The 15,971-nt window shown below is 66.9% G+C and carries 15 protein-coding genes; all 15 read right to left on the bottom strand.

Annotated features, from left to right (window positions below; genetic code table 11):
- Positions 1–60 precede the first annotated feature (60 nt).
- The 15 genes from ACYVHK_RS12265 to ACYVHK_RS12195 all read right to left on the bottom strand — a co-directional run bounded on the left by ACYVHK_RS12265 (position 61) and on the right by ACYVHK_RS12195 (position 15,965).
- Positions 61–1,767, bottom strand: a complete 1,707-nt coding sequence (locus ACYVHK_RS12265; protein ID WP_460532056.1) for a phage tail protein — start codon at positions 1,765–1,767, stop codon at positions 61–63.
- 24 nt (positions 1,768–1,791) lie between these two features.
- A complete protein-coding gene (locus ACYVHK_RS12260) occupies positions 1,792–4,755 on the bottom strand; it encodes a baseplate J/gp47 family protein (RefSeq protein WP_460532053.1) in 2,964 nt (987 codons plus the stop codon).
- A gap of 5 nt (positions 4,756–4,760) precedes the next feature.
- Positions 4,761–5,966 (bottom strand): baseplate J/gp47 family protein, encoded by a 1,206-nt coding sequence (locus ACYVHK_RS12255; protein ID WP_460532050.1) that lies wholly within the window; start codon positions 5,964–5,966, stop codon positions 4,761–4,763.
- On the bottom strand, positions 5,967–6,365 hold the full coding sequence (locus tag ACYVHK_RS12250; RefSeq protein ID WP_460532047.1) for a GPW/gp25 family protein: 399 nt from the start codon (positions 6,363–6,365) through the stop codon (positions 5,967–5,969).
- A gap of 2 nt (positions 6,366–6,367) precedes the next feature.
- Positions 6,368–7,186, bottom strand: coding sequence for a phage baseplate assembly protein V (locus ACYVHK_RS12245; protein ID WP_460532044.1), 819 nt, complete (start codon positions 7,184–7,186; stop codon positions 6,368–6,370).
- The gene (locus tag ACYVHK_RS12240; protein WP_460532041.1) at positions 7,183–8,406 is read right to left on the bottom strand and encodes a phage late control D family protein; all 1,224 of its coding nucleotides are present in this window, start codon (positions 8,404–8,406) and stop codon (positions 7,183–7,185) included. The genes ACYVHK_RS12245 and ACYVHK_RS12240 overlap by 4 nt, the downstream gene beginning before the upstream one ends.
- Positions 8,403–8,759 carry a hypothetical protein gene (locus ACYVHK_RS12235; protein WP_460532038.1) on the bottom strand — a complete coding sequence of 119 codons (357 nt, stop codon included), beginning with the start codon at positions 8,757–8,759 and terminating at the stop codon, positions 8,403–8,405. The genes ACYVHK_RS12240 and ACYVHK_RS12235 overlap by 4 nt, the downstream gene beginning before the upstream one ends.
- Complete coding sequence (locus ACYVHK_RS12230) at positions 8,759–9,409, bottom strand: hypothetical protein (RefSeq protein ID WP_460532035.1); 651 nt, start codon at positions 9,407–9,409, stop codon at positions 8,759–8,761. The genes ACYVHK_RS12235 and ACYVHK_RS12230 overlap by 1 nt, the downstream gene beginning before the upstream one ends.
- Positions 9,406–9,660 (bottom strand): hypothetical protein, encoded by a 255-nt coding sequence (locus ACYVHK_RS12225; RefSeq protein ID WP_460532032.1) that lies wholly within the window; start codon positions 9,658–9,660, stop codon positions 9,406–9,408. Before ACYVHK_RS12225 ends, ACYVHK_RS12230 begins: the two co-directional genes overlap by 4 nt.
- A complete protein-coding gene (locus ACYVHK_RS12220) occupies positions 9,647–10,993 on the bottom strand; it encodes an ATP-binding protein (protein WP_460532029.1) in 1,347 nt (448 codons plus the stop codon). Before ACYVHK_RS12220 ends, ACYVHK_RS12225 begins: the two co-directional genes overlap by 14 nt.
- Positions 10,990–12,024, bottom strand: a complete 1,035-nt coding sequence (locus ACYVHK_RS12215) for a Pvc16 family protein (RefSeq protein WP_460532026.1) — start codon at positions 12,022–12,024, stop codon at positions 10,990–10,992. The genes ACYVHK_RS12220 and ACYVHK_RS12215 overlap by 4 nt, the downstream gene beginning before the upstream one ends.
- Positions 12,024–12,443, bottom strand: a complete 420-nt coding sequence (locus tag ACYVHK_RS12210) for a hypothetical protein (protein ID WP_460532022.1) — start codon at positions 12,441–12,443, stop codon at positions 12,024–12,026. Before ACYVHK_RS12210 ends, ACYVHK_RS12215 begins: the two co-directional genes overlap by 1 nt.
- Positions 12,444–12,990: 547 nt before the next feature.
- Positions 12,991–13,821, bottom strand: a complete 831-nt coding sequence (locus tag ACYVHK_RS12205) for a hypothetical protein (RefSeq protein WP_460532019.1) — start codon at positions 13,819–13,821, stop codon at positions 12,991–12,993.
- A 35-nt stretch (positions 13,822–13,856) separates the two neighbouring features.
- Entirely contained in the window at positions 13,857–14,366 is a 510-nt protein-coding gene (locus ACYVHK_RS12200) for a phage tail protein (protein ID WP_460532015.1), read from the bottom strand.
- A gap of 15 nt (positions 14,367–14,381) precedes the next feature.
- Positions 14,382–15,965, bottom strand: coding sequence for a phage tail sheath family protein (locus ACYVHK_RS12195; RefSeq protein ID WP_460532012.1), 1,584 nt, complete (start codon positions 15,963–15,965; stop codon positions 14,382–14,384).
- Between the last annotated feature and the right edge of the window lie 6 nt (positions 15,966–15,971).

The raw sequence follows: 15,971 nt of genomic DNA, 5'->3' as shown, positions 1-15,971 counted from the left end.
CTTTGGGATGGCGGCTAGTCGATGTATCGGTCCGTCAACGGTTTATCCGGGTGCCATGGTCTACTTGGGCAGTGGCGGCGCGCAGACCAGACTCGCGTCCGGCGCCAGCACGGCCTCGATGCCGACGGGGAGGGTGTCGCGCAGCTTCTGGATTACCGCCTGTTCGCGCAGGGTGTAGGCCAGCGCATGGCAGGCCCCCATCTCGCCGCCGTCCTCGGCACCAAAACGCAGCCTGTCGTCGCTTTGCGGGTGCAGTACGGCGCAGCCGGGGTCGCCAAAGGTTTCGCTCCAGAAGATCGGCGCGAGCAGGCTGCAACTGTTCTTGTGGACCTTGAGTTTGGAACGCACGCCCTGCGCCAGCCAGTCGAAGGCCGGTGGGATGGGCGGGTCGCCGAGTTGCGGTTCTGGCGGCGGGAAGTATTCGAACCGGCTGTAGCGCACGCAGCCATCGCCCGGTACGTCGAAGCCCACCAGGTCCTTGCGCGGCTGCTTGAGGAACAGGCAGTCGCTGGCCTGCAGTTTCTCGGCCACCAACCGTTCCAGGATGGTGACGTACTCGAGTTCCACCAGGCATAGCGGCGCCAGCATCTGCTTGAACAGGCTGTTGCGGGCGATGGCAACCGGTAGCGGCGAGTCGGTCTTGTGGATATGCAGCTGGCGCAGGGCACAGGATTCGAACCGGGCACGGCCCTGCCAGATTTCCAGCTTGTTATCGAACCACAGCCGCTCGAACGACCAGCGCTTGGGCAGGTCGAGCTCTACCACCCCACGGATACGTACCGGCGCGGCTGTCTTGCCGTAGAGGTGCCAGTACTCGCCCTCGTCGTCGATGCGCTTCTCCAGGCCCAGGGGCAGGCCGAACCCCAGCGTAGTGCCATCCTTGACCGCATCGGCGATGGTGCTCCACTGCACGCTGGCCGGCTGTGGCGAGAAGAAGCCGGGGAAGGGCGGCGCATGCAGGATCACGCGGCGCGGATGGGCATGGCCACGACGCCAGTCCGGCGTACGCAAGTCGGCGGTGTGGCCGGAGACATCCTGGAAGCTACCGGGGAAGCATGGCGCGCCATGAGGCCAGCTCTGCCGCCAGTACACCAGCTCGCCAGAGAAGGTGGTGGGCTTGCCGGCCGGGTTGTTGGCATTGGTGCGGATGGCGCGGGAGGCGCGGCGCAGGTCGACCGTGCCATTGGGCAGGCCGGGGTGCTCGGCTCGACGGTCGGGGTAGCGTGGGTCGTAGTCCTTGTCCGGGTCGCCAAACAGGCCGGGGTTGGGTTCGCCGAACACATCGGCGCGCAGCAGGGTAAAGCCGGCGTGCGGGGTGACGGCCACCTCGCGCCAGCCTTCGCGGATTTCCACTTCCATGCCGGCCACGGCATCGGCGATGTCTTCGATCGCCTGTGGCGTGCCCTTGCGCTGGCGCCAGGCCACGGCATGGCCGATCTCCTCGCGCCGGCCCTGTTCCAGCGGCGACATCAGTTGCACGTCCAGCAGCTGGGCGAGGTAGGGCAGGACCCAGCTCTGGCAGCCTCGGGCCAGGCCTTCGGCATCGGTGCCTTCGGTCTCGGGGAAGATATCGTAGTAGCGCTGCATCAAGGTGCGGTAGAGCGCGTCCAGCAGGTCGCCATAGTCGGCTAGCACCTGCGCCAGGGCGCCGGGCTGCAGCTCGCCGGACGTGTCCTCCACCGCCTGGTCGCGCTCGCGATAGATCGCCGGCAGTTGCCGGTACAGCAGCGTGGCGAAATCCATGGCGCGCTTGGCGTCCTCAGACATGGGCGGCCTCCGTGGCGTAGGGGTTCACAGGAAGAAGTCCTCCACCGTCACGACAATGTCCGGGTTGGATGCCGGCAGGTGGATGCACTGGCGTGGCCAGGGTTGGGCAGCCAGCACCACGTTGTTGGCATCCACGCTCAGTCGCTTGATGGCATTCGGGTCGCTATGGTCGATGGCGAGGTGTATCGCCACGTCGCTGTTTTCCACGCCGGCGACGGCATCGACCACTGCGTAGACCTCGCCGCGGTAGAAAGCCTGGCCCAGCGCCCGGCGAGAGAGTGAAAAGGCATCACGCAGTGCCGCGTACACCGCCTGCTTGACCACCTCCTTATCGAAAGCCTCAGGCCGCACCCTGACCGAGACACGCAGGCCAAAGGTCACCGCCTGGTAGGCGCTGACGGTCAACTGCACACCCGGCAGGGCATGCGCGAGCAGATAGGACTGCAGGTTGTCGCGCAGTGCGGTGGTGAAGCTGCCACCGCCGGCCGGTACGACCACAAGTTCGATCCGCTCGCGCTGCGCCTTGCCCGGTTGCAGCGCGAAGGCATCGGCCTGGGCGACGGCGGCGTTGCCGCGCGCCAGGGCGGCGAAATCCGACAGCGATACGGCGCGTTCCAGCGCCAGCAGTGCGCCGGCAGCGTTGGTGCGCAGTGCCTCGGGGCCTTCCCGTTCGCCACCGCCCGAGGCCGGCATGGGCTGGGCGACAGCCTCCACCAGCGCATGCGGGTGGACCGGTTTGGTCAACTGGTCGGCGGGCAGATTGCCGGCCGAACCCACGCCCTGCCGGTAACGCACCAGCACATTGTTGCCGCCGGTAGGTAGGCGGCGACCATGGCGGCCATCTCCAAACTCGATGGCCAGCCGGCCATCCTCGTTCTGCCTGACCTGGTAGTGGGCGTCGGTATCGCGCGAATCCCCCAGGTTGCCGACCTGGGTCCAGCGCTCGCCGGCAATGCTGACCACCAGGTCGGCACGGACGCCACCGGGCATGCTGGGGTCGGCCACGAAGCTTGCATCGGTGACATCGAGCACGAAGCGCTGGTGGTTGATGGCCGCGTTGCCGCTACCGAGCGCCTTGACCGGCTTGCTCTCGCCATGGCCTGCCAGCGCGACGTTGCCGCGCAAGGTGAAGTTGCCGTAGGTGCTGCCGCTGGGTGGTGGGTCGGCCAGCTTGATCCAGCTGCTACCGCCCGCGGGGCTCAGCTCGCTGATACGGGTGGCGATGCACAGGCTGCCGTTGTCGATCAGCACCCGTCGGCCGGCACGCAGGGCGGGCGGCAGGGCCGCGACCGGGATGATGGGGCTGTCGAGCGCGGTACGGTTCTCGCTGGCATCCAGGCAATAGGCGGTCTCGCTGAAATGGGCATAGACCCGGCTGGGGGTGAGGAAGAACGGCGCGCCGCCGCGATCCTGCCAGCCGGTCTCGCTATCGAGCCGTGCGCTGCCGTTGTCAGCATCCACGCTGACATGCCGCAGCCTTGCCCAGGCCAGCGTGCCGCCGCAAACCAGTACCGCCAGGTCACCCGGTGCGGTGCGCTTGGGCTGGGCGACGACCAGTGGCTCGGTCAGCCGGCCGTTGCTGCTCTTCTGCAAAAAGGTGTCGGGCCGCCAGGGGCCGGCGGTGCGCGGTGCGGTGAAAAGGGTCTGCGGGTTGTCCAGGTGCAGGTCCGGGTCCCCTTCGCCCTGGTCCTGGTTGTTGCGCCAGGTCATGGTTAGCGCGGTATAGCCGGCCAGTTCGGCGCCTTCGCCCTTGCTGGTGGGCGGGAAGTAGTTGGCCTTGATGCATTCGTACATGGGCAGGTACTCCTGCAACTGGCCCTGCTGGTTGGGGGCGTGACGGATGTCTGCGAGCCAGCGGCCGGCCAGCCAGCCCCAGTCGCCGGCGACATAGAGCACGCGCACCTGGGTGTCGTCGCTCTCGAGGTTGCGCCGGTTGCCACCCATATGGGCGATGGCGATGGTGATCGGCACCATGACCGTGCTGTTGAGCAGGTCCAGGTTGCCCAATGCCTTGTAGAAGCCCAGCGTCTCGGCGCGGATCTCCTTGATGCGGCGGAAGTAGGGTTTGCCCTCGGGCCGGCCGATGGCGACGATGTCGCCGGCGACCAATCCCTCCGGCACCGCCGTCAGCCGCAGGCCGGTGCCAACCTCGGCGCCGGTGGTGCGTGGCGCCAGCGCGCTGAGTTTGTCCTTGGGCAGGATGTGAAAGCGGGTATAGCCCCGCAGGAAGCCGTCGTTGGCGGCGACCGGCGGGCTCAGGTCGAGCGTGGTGTCGGTCTCGGTATGGCTGACGCCGACGATGCGGTAGGCCTGCAGCCGGTGCGGGGCGTTGCCGCGCTCGTCCTCCAGCACCAGCGGCTCGCCGCTCTTGACCTTGTCGAACTTACCGGCCAGCGTGAAGCGGGTACCGCTCAGGGCGCGTGGATTGCGGTCATGGCCCAGCGGGCGCAGTGCGTTGAGGCTGGCGTCGCCGTCGAGGTCTTCGAGCGTCTCGAAGATCAACGGCTTGCCACCGTTGCTGGGGGCGTAGCGAACCTGGAAGCCCGCCGCCACCTTGCCGCTCAGGCCGGGCTTGTAGAGTAGCGCCAGCGAGGTGAAAGCCGATGCCGGCGGGTGCGGGGCGTAGTCCAGCATGGCAGTGAGCCGGCGCAGGCTCTCCCATTGCGTGGCGGTGCCTATCCAGCCCTCGTTGGCGGTGGCGTCCAGCGATCCGGCCAGCACATGGCCGGCGCGGGCGTAGGCGCGCGTCAGTTGCCACAACATGTCGTCCGGATTGCGGGCGTAGACCGCCTCCATCTGCTCGCGGGCACTCAGGTCCACGGTGCCATTGCCCAGTTCGGGCTCGGTCGCGCGCCATTGCGGGAAGGTGGTGTGCAGGCGGTCGCGCAGGCGGTCGAGGAACAGGGCGGCGTTGCCGTCCACATAGCTCACGCGGGCGAGGCCGGCACGGTTCCAGCGGGTCAGGTCACGGGGATGTTTTTGCGCCATGGTGCTCAACCTTTCTGGCCGCCATGCAGGCTGAGGCGGAAATAGCCGCGGGCAAGCTGGCCCGGCAGGTTGTCGCAGACGGCGATCTCCAGGCCATCGAGTTCGATCTGGCCCAGGCTTGCCATGTCGGGGAAGCGATCCCCCAGGCGCTTGAAGCGGTTGATGCAGACATTGTTGACGCCATCGAGCGCCATCAGGACCTGCACGATGTCGCTGGCCCACAGGTCTTCGCCAAAACGCAGGCGGCCGGGGGCGAAGAAGCCGCCAGGTCCTGTTCCCAGTGCTTGCTCGACCGCATTGCGGACCTCGGACTGGAAGTGGTTGCCGGCGACCTGGATGGACAGGGCGAGGATGACCCCGACCTCGACTGCGCGGTACAGCTCCACGGCCTGGCCGGCCATGCGGTAGTGCTCGATATAGGGTTGCAGGATGCTGCGCAGGCTGGGGCCGGTGCTCATGCTGAGCGGCGGCAGGCCCCGCTCGCGATGGAAGCGCTCGGTCGCTTGCGCCAGCGCCACCGGCCAGACGCCGGTCTTGTCGATGTCGCGCCGCAGGACGGGCACCACAGCGATATTGATCAGGAGCCAGGAGCCGCTCCAGCTTTGCCAGGCATGCGCCCGCTCCACCAGCGGGTGCGCCTCCAGGCCGTTGGCGTAGTCTTCCAGCGTCACCATGCGGCGCTGCTGGCGTATCGCCCGCGGGCCAGCCTGGCGAGCCAGTTCCATCGCATCCGGGTGGTTCAGCCAGTGCTGCTGTAGGTCGAGGTAGGCCTGCGCACGATCCGGCTCCAATAGCTCCGGCGTGGCGCTGCCGGGCTTGTCCTCGAAGGGGGTATCACCGAGCCGCCAGGCCAGGGCGGTGGCGTCGTAGCCGATCATGTTCAGGAGTCGGCGTACAGTCTCGGGCCGGCGGGCCGTTTCGAGCGTGAACTCGCCGGCCACGCGGTCCAGCATGTCGGAGAGCTTGTCGAGCTGCGAGGCCAGCACCTCGATCAGAGCGACCTCCACGTCGGCCGGCGTCCAGCGCTGACGGGCGGGGAAACGGGCGGCCAGGGCCTCCAGCATGAACTGGCGGAAGCCGTCGTAGTCGCGCACGTCCCAGTCGAAGTCGTCCCCGACCGAGGGCAGGACCTGCGGCAGGTCGACCTGGCGACGGGCGCAATCGGGGCAACCGGCCGAGTATTCGAGATGGATCGCGGGATTGTCGGCCATTTAGCTCATGCCTCCATTGAAGCTGTGCTCCTGGCGCTGGCCGATGGCCGCCAGGGTGTAGGCGATGCGCACATGCAGCTCGCCTTCCTCGCCGCTGACGTCGATTTCGAGGCTGCGGGCATCGACCTCACCCGCCAGCGCCTCGGCCAGGGCGGCGGCGAGCCGGCGCTGGGTGACCTGCCACAAGGGGGAGGCATTGGGTTCGAACAGCAGCGTACGCAGGCCGGCGCCGAACTCAGGCCGGAATACCCGCTCGCCGGCCACGGTAAACAGGATCTGTTCGATCTGGCCGCGGATGTGTTCGCCACGATTCGCGAGGCGCGGTGTAGCGACGCCATCCTTGATCGCAAAGCGCAGCGGGAAGGCGAGGTAGGGTGGGTCGGCGAGCTGGCGTGGCATGGTCAGGCGCTCTTCACTTTGAGGGACAGGCTGCTCATTTCGCCCTGTGGTATGGGCGGCGAGGTGGGGCTGCCGGGCGCGGTGCAGGTGTGGATATGGGTAGCGAACAGCGTGAGGAAGCTCTGGCCCTTGATCAGCGGCTCACCACCCTCGCCGCCGAGCATGACCTGCTGGCCATCCACCACGATCTTGGTGCCCTTGACGGTGATGCCGGCGGCGGCCATTTCCAGCTTGTTGCCGTTGGCGTCCTCCACCGTGGTGCCGCTGCTGCTCATGGTCAGGCTGTTGCCGTTGGCGTCCTCGACGATCACCTGGTTGTTCTCGGCATCCAGCGTCACGCGCGCGCCGTTCTGGTCGGTGATCGCGAGCGTGCCCTTGGGGTCGATATCGAGGTTGGCACCGCCTGAGTGCAAGAGCTGGATATGCTCGTCGCCTTCCTTGTCTTCCAGCAGGAACACATGGCCGGCGGTGGTCTTCCACAAGCGGGTGGTGGTCTGGTCGGCCAGCTCGGCCGGCACATCGCTGGCCTGTTGCCAGAAGGTGCCGGTCCAGATCGGGGTGCTGAGGTTGCCGCCCTCGAACTCCACCCACAGTTGAGCGCCCACGTCCGGTAGGCAGATGAAGCCCTGGTCGGCAATCCCGCCGCAGGGCAGGCAGGGCAGGGCCCAGTCGGTGCTCTGGTCGCCCAGCAGCGCCGGGACCATGACCTTGAGCCGGCCGAGCTTTTGCGGGTCGTTGTTGTCGACCACGAAGCCGCGGTACTTGCCGTAGGCCTTCTGCTCCCGCAGGGTATTGACGAGGGTGCGTTCCAGCTCGCTCACAGGCTGAGCCCTCCGAGTACCGCAAAGCCAGCCCCCATGACCGCCGCCAGCGGCCCGGGACCGGGCAAGCTGGCGAGGTTGTCGCCCCAGGCATTGCGCAGCAGCTTGAAGCGCTGGCGGTAGCCCTGGGCATTGAAATTGTGGGTGACGGTATCGACGTAGTAGATGCCGGACTGCAGGTTGCCGATGCCGTCGATGCCCACCGGCAGGCCGGGCCGCAGCACATGGCCGTAGAGCGTGCCGTCCAGCTCGCCCTCGGCCTGGACCTTGTGCAGGTCGGCATCGTTGGCCTTGGCCAGCGCCTTGGCGCGCAGGCGTTCTTCGTTGTCGCTGGCACCGCCACCGGCCTGGCCGCTGAGGTTCCAGACGCAGGGGTTGAGCCCGGCCGCCGGGTTGCCGGCGCGCTCCGTCCCCATGACCGGTAGATCGGGCTGCACCACCACCTGCCGGGCGCTGGCATCCCCCTCGCCGGGCAGGTCGAAGGAGACGGCATCGGGTTGGTGGGCGTCGCCGGTGACATTGAGCGAGATGCAATTGCCGTCGCGGCCAGCGTAGACCAGGATGGTCGGTTGCGGCAGGGGCTGCTGGGTACGGACCGGCCCGAAGTAGACCTGTCCGCCACGGAAGATCAGCTCGTAGCCGTTGTCCTCGGCCCGTGCCTGCAGGAACTGTATGTCCTTGCCGTCCTGGTTCTCGCCGATGATGCCGCTGCGGCCGCTGGCGTTCTGCGGGTCGGGCGAGAGGCCGGGGTAGCGACCAATGATCTCCATCAGGATCAGGCTGTCGCTGCTGGGCTGCTCGGTGCTGCCCCAGGACTGCCGGCGGTGCTCGCGATCCAGTTGCAGCGATTCGTCCTGGCATTCCACCGTCACCTTGGCGCCGCCGGCATCGGGCGGGTATTCGGTTTTCACCTCGCGGATGAAACCGCGCAGGATTTCCTCGCTGGTGGTGCCGAACACGGCCGAGATGGTGACGCGGTTCCATTCGCGGAACAGGTGCTGGCCATCCAGACCGATCGCATCCTGCACCAGCCACTGGCCCAGTTCGTCGCGGCGGCTTTCGAACACCAGGCTGGCGGTATCCGGCGCGTTGCGGCCGGTTTCCACGGTGGCCTCGGTCAGCAGCGGGTAGAGGCTGTCGATGGGGAAGCCATTGACGGTGATCACGCATTCGGCCGGCGCGCGCGTGGCCAGGGCATCGAGGCTGAGGCTGAAGTTCATGTGCCGCCCTCCGAGCTACGGGGTATCAGCAGCACCTCGCCCAGCTCGGTTGCGTTGCCTTGCTGCGGCTGGGGCGTATCGCTACGCCGGGGGAGCGGCGGCAGGCCGATCAGTTCGAGCTGGGCGGCGCAGAGGACGTCCGGGTTGGCATCGATGATGCGCCACCACAGTCGGGCGTCGTTGTAGTAGTGCACGCCCAGTGCGTCGAGCCGCTGCTCGGGCTGCAGGCCATGCTCCAGCAAGGGCGTGGCCGGGCCGATGACGCGGGCGCGCACGCCCTTGAAGACCGGCTTGCCGTCTTCGCCCACTTGGTAGCGGCGGGCACTGAAATAGCGGGAGCGACGATCGAACATCAGAGCAGCCCTCCCACGGCGGCGGCTGCGCTGCGACCGGTATTGATGGCGGCAAAGCCGACCTGCTTGATCTTTTCCATCAGGTAGAAGGGGTTGTTGCCCTCGATCACCTGCAGGCTCAGCTTCACGGTGGCGCGGTAGGGCACCAGGCTGGGCAGGTGGGCCGATTCGGTCACGTCCACGCCCTTGAGGAAGACCGGCAGCACATGCAGGCCCCACACGAAGAGCAGCACCGAGGCCGATTCATTGCGCTGGAAGGCACGTGGGCTGCCAAGTCCCAGCCCGGCCAGCATCTGCACCCCACCGGGACCCTGGGTCTTGGGTTCCACCATGGTGCGCAGGGTGGCGAGTTCCGGTTCCACGCCCAGCGTACGGGCCAGACCGTCGCCGTCGTTCATGCGGTCGGTCGCGTCTAGCAGGATTTCCACGTCGAAGCTCTCCGGCTCCACCGTCACCCCTTGCGAGACACGCGGGGTCTCGGTCGGCAGGAAGAAATCGAAGCCGCCACGGGTGGCTTGCGTGCTGCCCAGGGTGATGGTCACCGAGCGGTTGCGCGCCAGCTGCTGCGGGTTGAAATCAAACGCCAGCACCAGCGGTGGCACGGCCAGCGCGTATTCGATCAGAAAGCCTTTGACCGGCTTGAGCATCATTGGCCTCCCTGTTGCTGCCGGCTGATGGCGCCGTGCAGGGCGCTGGCGATATGGCTGGCCACGCGATGGTCAGACCAGGCCGCCTGCACCGTGAGCGGCGGTACCCTGAGGCTGGCCAGCTCGCCGCCGACATGGGCCGGCAGGTGGGCGGCCAGGGCCTCACCGGTCAGGCGGGCAATATGCTGGGCACGGTTGCCGCCGAACTCGGGCGGCAGTGTCAGTACCAGGCGCTGGATATCAAGCTGCATCATGGAACTCCTGCGGCAGAAAGCCGGCCAGCGCCCCAAGCGCGGCCGGCGTGCATTCATGGCCGTCCTTGGCCAACTCGCGCCAGATGCCGAGCGCGATATGGGGCAGAGCGATGGCGGTATCGTCGCCGGCCGCAAGGTAGGCGGCGTGGAGGGCGGCATTGCGTATCTGCCCGCCGGACAGCGCCACGGCACCGGCGACCAGATCCAGCGGCAGGTCCGCCACCAGCGGGGCGCGTTGCGGCAGCAGGCGGGTCCAGAGCGTGAGCCGGGCGGCGTCGTCCGGACGGGGGAAATCCACCACCATCTGCAGGCGACGGGTGAACGCGGTGTCCATCTGCCGGCGCAGGTTGCTGGTGAGGATGCAGGGCCCGCGATGGCTTTCGATGCGCGACAGCAGGTGGCTGACTTCCATATTGGCGTAGCGGTCGCGGGCTTCCTTCACCTCGCCACGCTTGGCGAACAGAGCATCGGCTTCATCGAACTGCAGCACCATGGGCCGGCCGTGGGCGGCATCGAACAGGCGGTTGAGGTTTTCTTCGGTTTCACCCACGTATTTGCTGACCACCCGGCCGAGGTCCACCCGGAACAGCGGCCAGCCCAGGCGGTTGGCCAGCACGCTGGCCGCCAGCGTCTTGCCGGTGCCGGAGGGGCCGGCGAACAGGGCGACCGGCCCGCCGACGGCCGCGCCGCCCCAGTCGTCCTCCACCCGCTCGCGGTGGGCGATCCACAGCAGGAACTCGCGCAGCATGGTCAGCCGGTCGGGTGGCAGCACCAGGTCTTCCCATTCGGCCGTGGTGGGTACGGGTTCGGCGCCGGGCGGTGCCGGCAGCTCCCAGGGTCGGCCGGCGAGCCGGGCAACCAGGCCGGTCTCGGCCTCCAGCGGTTGCCAGGCGTCACTGCGTCCGCCGATGATCAAACGTAGCTGGCGCAGCGGCGCAAGTGGGGCCAGGGCGGTGCGCAGCGCCTCGCCCTGCTGGGCGTCGAGCGCCAGCAGCTCATGGATCAGGGCACGGCTGGGGCTGGTCTGGCCGGCGTTCTGAAGGCTCTGGTAGATCCAGCCCAGGCGCGGCTCCAGCTCGGGGCCGACCACGGCTGCCAGGATGTCCCACTCCAGCGGGCTGAGGGCGGTACCCAGCAAGCGCTCCCAGATGCCGTCGGGCGCGCGCAGGACGTCCACCTGTTGCTGCAGGGCGCGAAGGCGGTTGATCTCGGCCTCGGGGATGTCGCGGCCCTGCCGGCTCATGGACAGGCAATAGGCCAGGACCTGCAAGCGCTCCCATTCCGGGGAGAGGGCGTCAAGGCTGGCGGTGTTGAGCGACGGTGCGTTCATCATGCCCCCTCGTGCAGTGTGACCAGCACCGGGTTGCTGCGTACCGTCAGCACCACGCCATCGGCGGCGCGGGTGTAGCTGCGCTCGGCATACAGCACCGCCTGGCCTGCCTGGTAGGGATGACCGGGCAGCGTGATATTGGGCAAGGCAGGGTTGGGTGTATGGTCAGGATCGATAAAGCGGTGCTGCAGCGCAAAGGCCGGTGCCGGCGCTTGCGCCACCCAGCCGTTGGCGCTATCCCATATTTCCCAGCGTAGTTGCACGCTGGCGCCAGGATCGCCCGCCACCCAGACCTTGGCGACGAAGGGGTTGACCGGGAAATCGTCGGTATTGAGCGTCAGTGCCTGCAGGCATTGGCCGGCGACGACCAGGCACAGCGATGGTGCCCAGGCCTCCTGGCTGATGGCCGGATAGGCGGGCCGCACGAGTGGTGTGCTGATCAGGAGGCCGGCACGGAAGTCCGCCGGTTGCTCGTGTACCGCGCGGACATCGAGCCCCAGGCTGCCGACGCGCGGGGCCTCGATGGCGGCCACGCGGGGCAATACCGGCGCGAGGCTGACCTCGATCAGGGCCGAAGGCCGGTAGACGGTATCGCCCTGGGTGGACCAGAGCTGATTGATCTGCTCCAGGCCCAGGTTGAGGTAGATGGTCTGGATCAGATAGGACTGGCCCTCGACCGTCAGCTCGATGACCGGATGCTCATGGAAATGCCGCAAGGCTTCGCCCAGGATGCGCAGGTCATTCTCGCCGCTGGAGACCTTGTCGTCCTCGACGATGGAAAACGGCGTGACCAGGCAGTGCATGCGCAAGAGCCAGGGCTCGCCAGGCAAGACGGCACCGTCGAAGCCCGAGGTCTCGAAACGGAAGAAGAACAGGTTGAGGCTCTGTTTCTCGGCGCCGTCATCCGGTGCCACCGTACCGGGTGAGCCAATGGTGACGCGGATCTCGGAGAAGCCGACCACCTTGATGCCATCCGCCAGTTGCTGGGCATAGTCGCGGCAGGTCTGGGCGAGTGAGGGGATCGCCAGCGACATCAGAGCCTCCGCAGGTAGTGCTTGCTGAGGAAGGCGGCATCGCTCTGGCTGCTGACGTTACGGGCGGGGGCGGCGGGTGGCGCCAGCACCAGCACGTCGATACGGCCGATGGTCAGCCGTGGCGTGTTGTCCGTCACGGTATGGCTGACTGCGGGACTAGCGGTCCCTGCCGTTGTGTGTACGGCTATGCCGGGTTGGGCGTGCAGCGTCTGGCCGTTGCCGGGCCGGGCGTCGCGTCGCGTCGCCTGGGCCGCGAGCTGCGGTGCTGCTGCGGCAGCAGGCGCTGAAGCGGACTGCACGCTGATAGGGATGTCGTCAGCCCGCCGTGGCGTGGCTGCCACGGGGCTGGCGACGGCCATCGCCTCGTCGGAAGCGGGGGATGGCAGGGGCGATGCCGGCGTGGCTGTTGCTGCCGGCAAGGCGTTGAAAAGGTCTCCAGAGAGGGCACCCCGGCCCGTTTCCTGTCTCCTTTCGTCAATGTCGTCATTACGTTGAGAAGGCACCCACGTACGTTCATCCAAAATTGCCGGAATTGGGCCCGGTTTGCTGTGCACGCCAGTCGAAATCGCCGTACTACTCAGGGGAGACATCGGATCCGGAGGAACACTGCTTGCGAACTTATTCAAGCTGTCTGCTCGTCGTCTGATTGCTTCACTTTCACTTGTTGCCAAGCCGTCCTGAAAACCCGCTAGCGGGAGCAAAGCGTCATGAATCACAGCCGCCAATGCCTGATTGCCTGCTTTTGGGCTGGTATCGGGCAAATGGTAAGGGCCCGTTGGTGCTACCGGCGGGGTTGAACCGCCGTCCTTCTGGAGTCGGAAAACCGTGAGTGCACCGTCGCTGCCGGCGTCGCTGTACTCCGGTTGGTAATCGTCACCGTCGGCACTGCGGCGCAGCACCATGGCTGTCGGCAGGGGCCGCAGGGCGTCGGTCAGGGTGTCGTTGAGGATGCCCATGTCGTCTCTCTCACTGGCTCATGCCGCGGGATTGATCGATCAGCATCAAGTAGCGCTGCCGGCGGGCCTTGGGCAGGGCCAGGATGTCGGCCTCGCTCCAGTGGTAGTGCAAGGCCAGCCGGTGTACCTCCGCCAGCAGTGGTGTGGCGTCGCGCGCCAGCACGATATAGGGGTCGATGCCTACCTGGTTGGCGGCACCGCACTCCGGGCAACTGGCACCAACCTCGCAGACCACGGCAGGGGCGATGTCTTCCAGCGCGGCTTCGATCCGCTCGCGCTCGGCGGTACTGAGTTCGCTGGCGAGGTGTGCAGCGTTGGCATGATCGAGCAGCGCAGCCAGCAGGTAGTGCGGCTGTTGTTCGTCTGGCCGGGCGAGCAGGGCGAGCTGGTCGGCCCCGGTCGGCACGCGCACGCGCAGGGCCTGGCCGTGGACCTCGACCGTGGCCTGCGGGAAGCCGGTACCGGCCGGTTTGACTGGTAGCTCGGCATAGCTGAGCTGGAAGTCGAACCGTGCCTTGCACTGGCTGCATTGGGCGGCGAACCAGCCGCCGTCATCCCCGAGGTGCTGGGCCAGCGCCCGCATGAGGTATTGCCGGTCGGCAACGCATAGTGCGTTGATGGCCTGCAGGGAGGGGATTTCATCCCCGAGGTGCTGCAAGGCGGCGGCGAGGACGAGCGAGACCGCGCGCGGGGTGGACGTTGCCGCCTCATCCCCGTTGTGGGCAATCTCGCCGATGGCTAGCTCCAGCCGGCCGTCAGCCGGCCGGAAGGCGTAGTCGCGGGCCAGGCCGTGCCCGGTGGGCAAGCCCCCAGGCAGGGTTCCCATTGCGTGGCCGCTCATGGCCGCATCCCCTTGCGCATCATCGTCGCGTCCGCTCAGGTCTCGGCCGGCTCGGCCACGCTGCTATCGCGTTGCCAACCCTCGTGCTGCAGCACCACGCTCTGGATGCCGACGGCGTTCATGGTGCCGGAGTCGAGATCCGGTACCGCCTGGAACTCGGACACCCAGGCACGGAACACCTTGTAGGACAGCGCAACCTGGCCCTGCATATTGAGCACGTTGATGACGATATCCTTGCGGAAGTTCTTCAAGGACATGGCCGCATCACCCTCCACGTTGTTCACCAGGTTGGCCCAGATCTCGAAGCCGGGGTCGTGGGAGAGACCTTGCTCCAGGGTGATGGGCTCGTAGCTGGTGCCACCGGGCAGGATACGCTCGGTGGACGGGTCACCCGCCGTACGCCATTTGATGGGCTCGGTCTTGCGCTTGAGGGCGCTCATCTTCTTTAGGCCGGCGACGGGCTTGCCGTCGATCAGTACCTGGAATTTGAAGGTACGGTAGGGGTCGAAACGGTGGGTGTTCACCGGAAACATCGGGGCAGCCATGGGATTCTCCTGCGCCTATTGCTGGGCGACTTTCTGTTGAATACGCACGATGACGAATTCCGCCGGTTTGACCGGGGCAAACCCGATCAGCACGATGACCTGACCTCGGTCGATATCGTCCTGGATCATGGTCTGGCCCAAGCCGCAGCGGACAAAGAAGGCGTCCGAGGCTTTCTCGCCCTGGAAGGCGCCGACACGGAACAGGCCGTTCATGAAGGATTCGATATTGGTGCGCAGCGAGGACCACAACCGGTGATCATTGGGCTCGAACACTGCCCACTGGATGCCGTTGTAGACACTCTCCTCGATGAACAGCGCGGTACGCCGAACCGGCACATAGCGCCATTCCGGGTTGGCCCGGGTGGAGCGGGTGCGCGTCCCCCAGACCACCGGCCCGAAGCCCGGCATGCGCCTCAGGGCATTGACGCCAGCCGGGTTGAGGAAGTCCTGTTCCGGGTCTTCCACCACGAACTGCAGGGACGACACACCCAACACCGGGAACTCGATACCGGCCGGGGCTTTCCAGACGCCGCGGCGACCGTCGGTCTTGGCCCACAGGCCGGCTGCGGTGGCGGCCGGTGAGACCAGCACCGTGCGGTCGGCCGCCGGGTTGGAATCCGGGTTGTAGAAAGGATTGTTGATCCAGGTCCAGGGATAGTAGGTCGCCGCGTAGGTCGAGGTTGGCAGACCCAGGTCGTTGACTTCGTTCTCGTCGCTGAGCTCAATGCCAGGGGCGATATCAATGATGACCATGCGGTTGCGGATCGTCTCGCAGTGAGCGATGGCGGCATCGATGATATCGGTCATGTCCTCGTTCGGTCCGGTGTTGGGGTCATCCCCCTTGAACACGCCGGGCAGTAGCAGGATGTTGACGTCGCGTACCTTCAGCAGGGCATCGAACACCGCCTTGTAATCGGCTACCACCGGGGCGTCGCCATCGGCACCGCCGGCGAGCTTGGCGGTCAGCGTTTCCTTGGCGACATGCGCCGCCTTGAGCGTGGCGGTCGCCGTTCCGGCCGGGGAGGCCAGTGTGATCAGCTTGGAACTGACGTTGATCACCCGGATCAGCCCGTTGGGCTTGGCGTCGTCGGCGTTGACCTCGCCCAGGTTCTCGGCCGGCTCGAAGTACTCGGTGTTGTTGGGTGCCTTTTTCATGCGGCCGACTTCTGCGAGGAAGTTGTCCGAACCATTGGGGCCACGTGGTGTCAGGCGCAGGATCAGGTCCCTGGCCCATACGCCGGGACTGATGGCGTTGACGGTCAGTATCTCGGTGGTCGCCGCATCCTTGAGCTTGACGGTGGCGATGCCGGTCGTGCCGCTCTTGGCGATGCGGGTCACATAGGCCTTGGTGCCGCCATTGAGGAAGAAGGCGCTGACGGACAGCCCCAGGTCGTCGCCGCGCTTGGAGCCAACGACCTCCCGCAGGTCACCGAAGGTACGGACGTAGTCGTCCCAGTTCGATAGCAGTACCGGCTTGCCCAGTGGGCCGCGGGTGGCATAGCCGATGAAACAGGCGGTGGAAGTGCCTACGCCTTCAATCGGTCGCGCGCCGCTGGGCAGCTCTTCGATATAGACGCCGGGGTGGAGATAACTGGCCATGTCGGT

This window comes from Chitinimonas naiadis (assembly GCF_054780835.1).
This window is presented reverse-complemented; position numbering and strand designations above follow the sequence as displayed.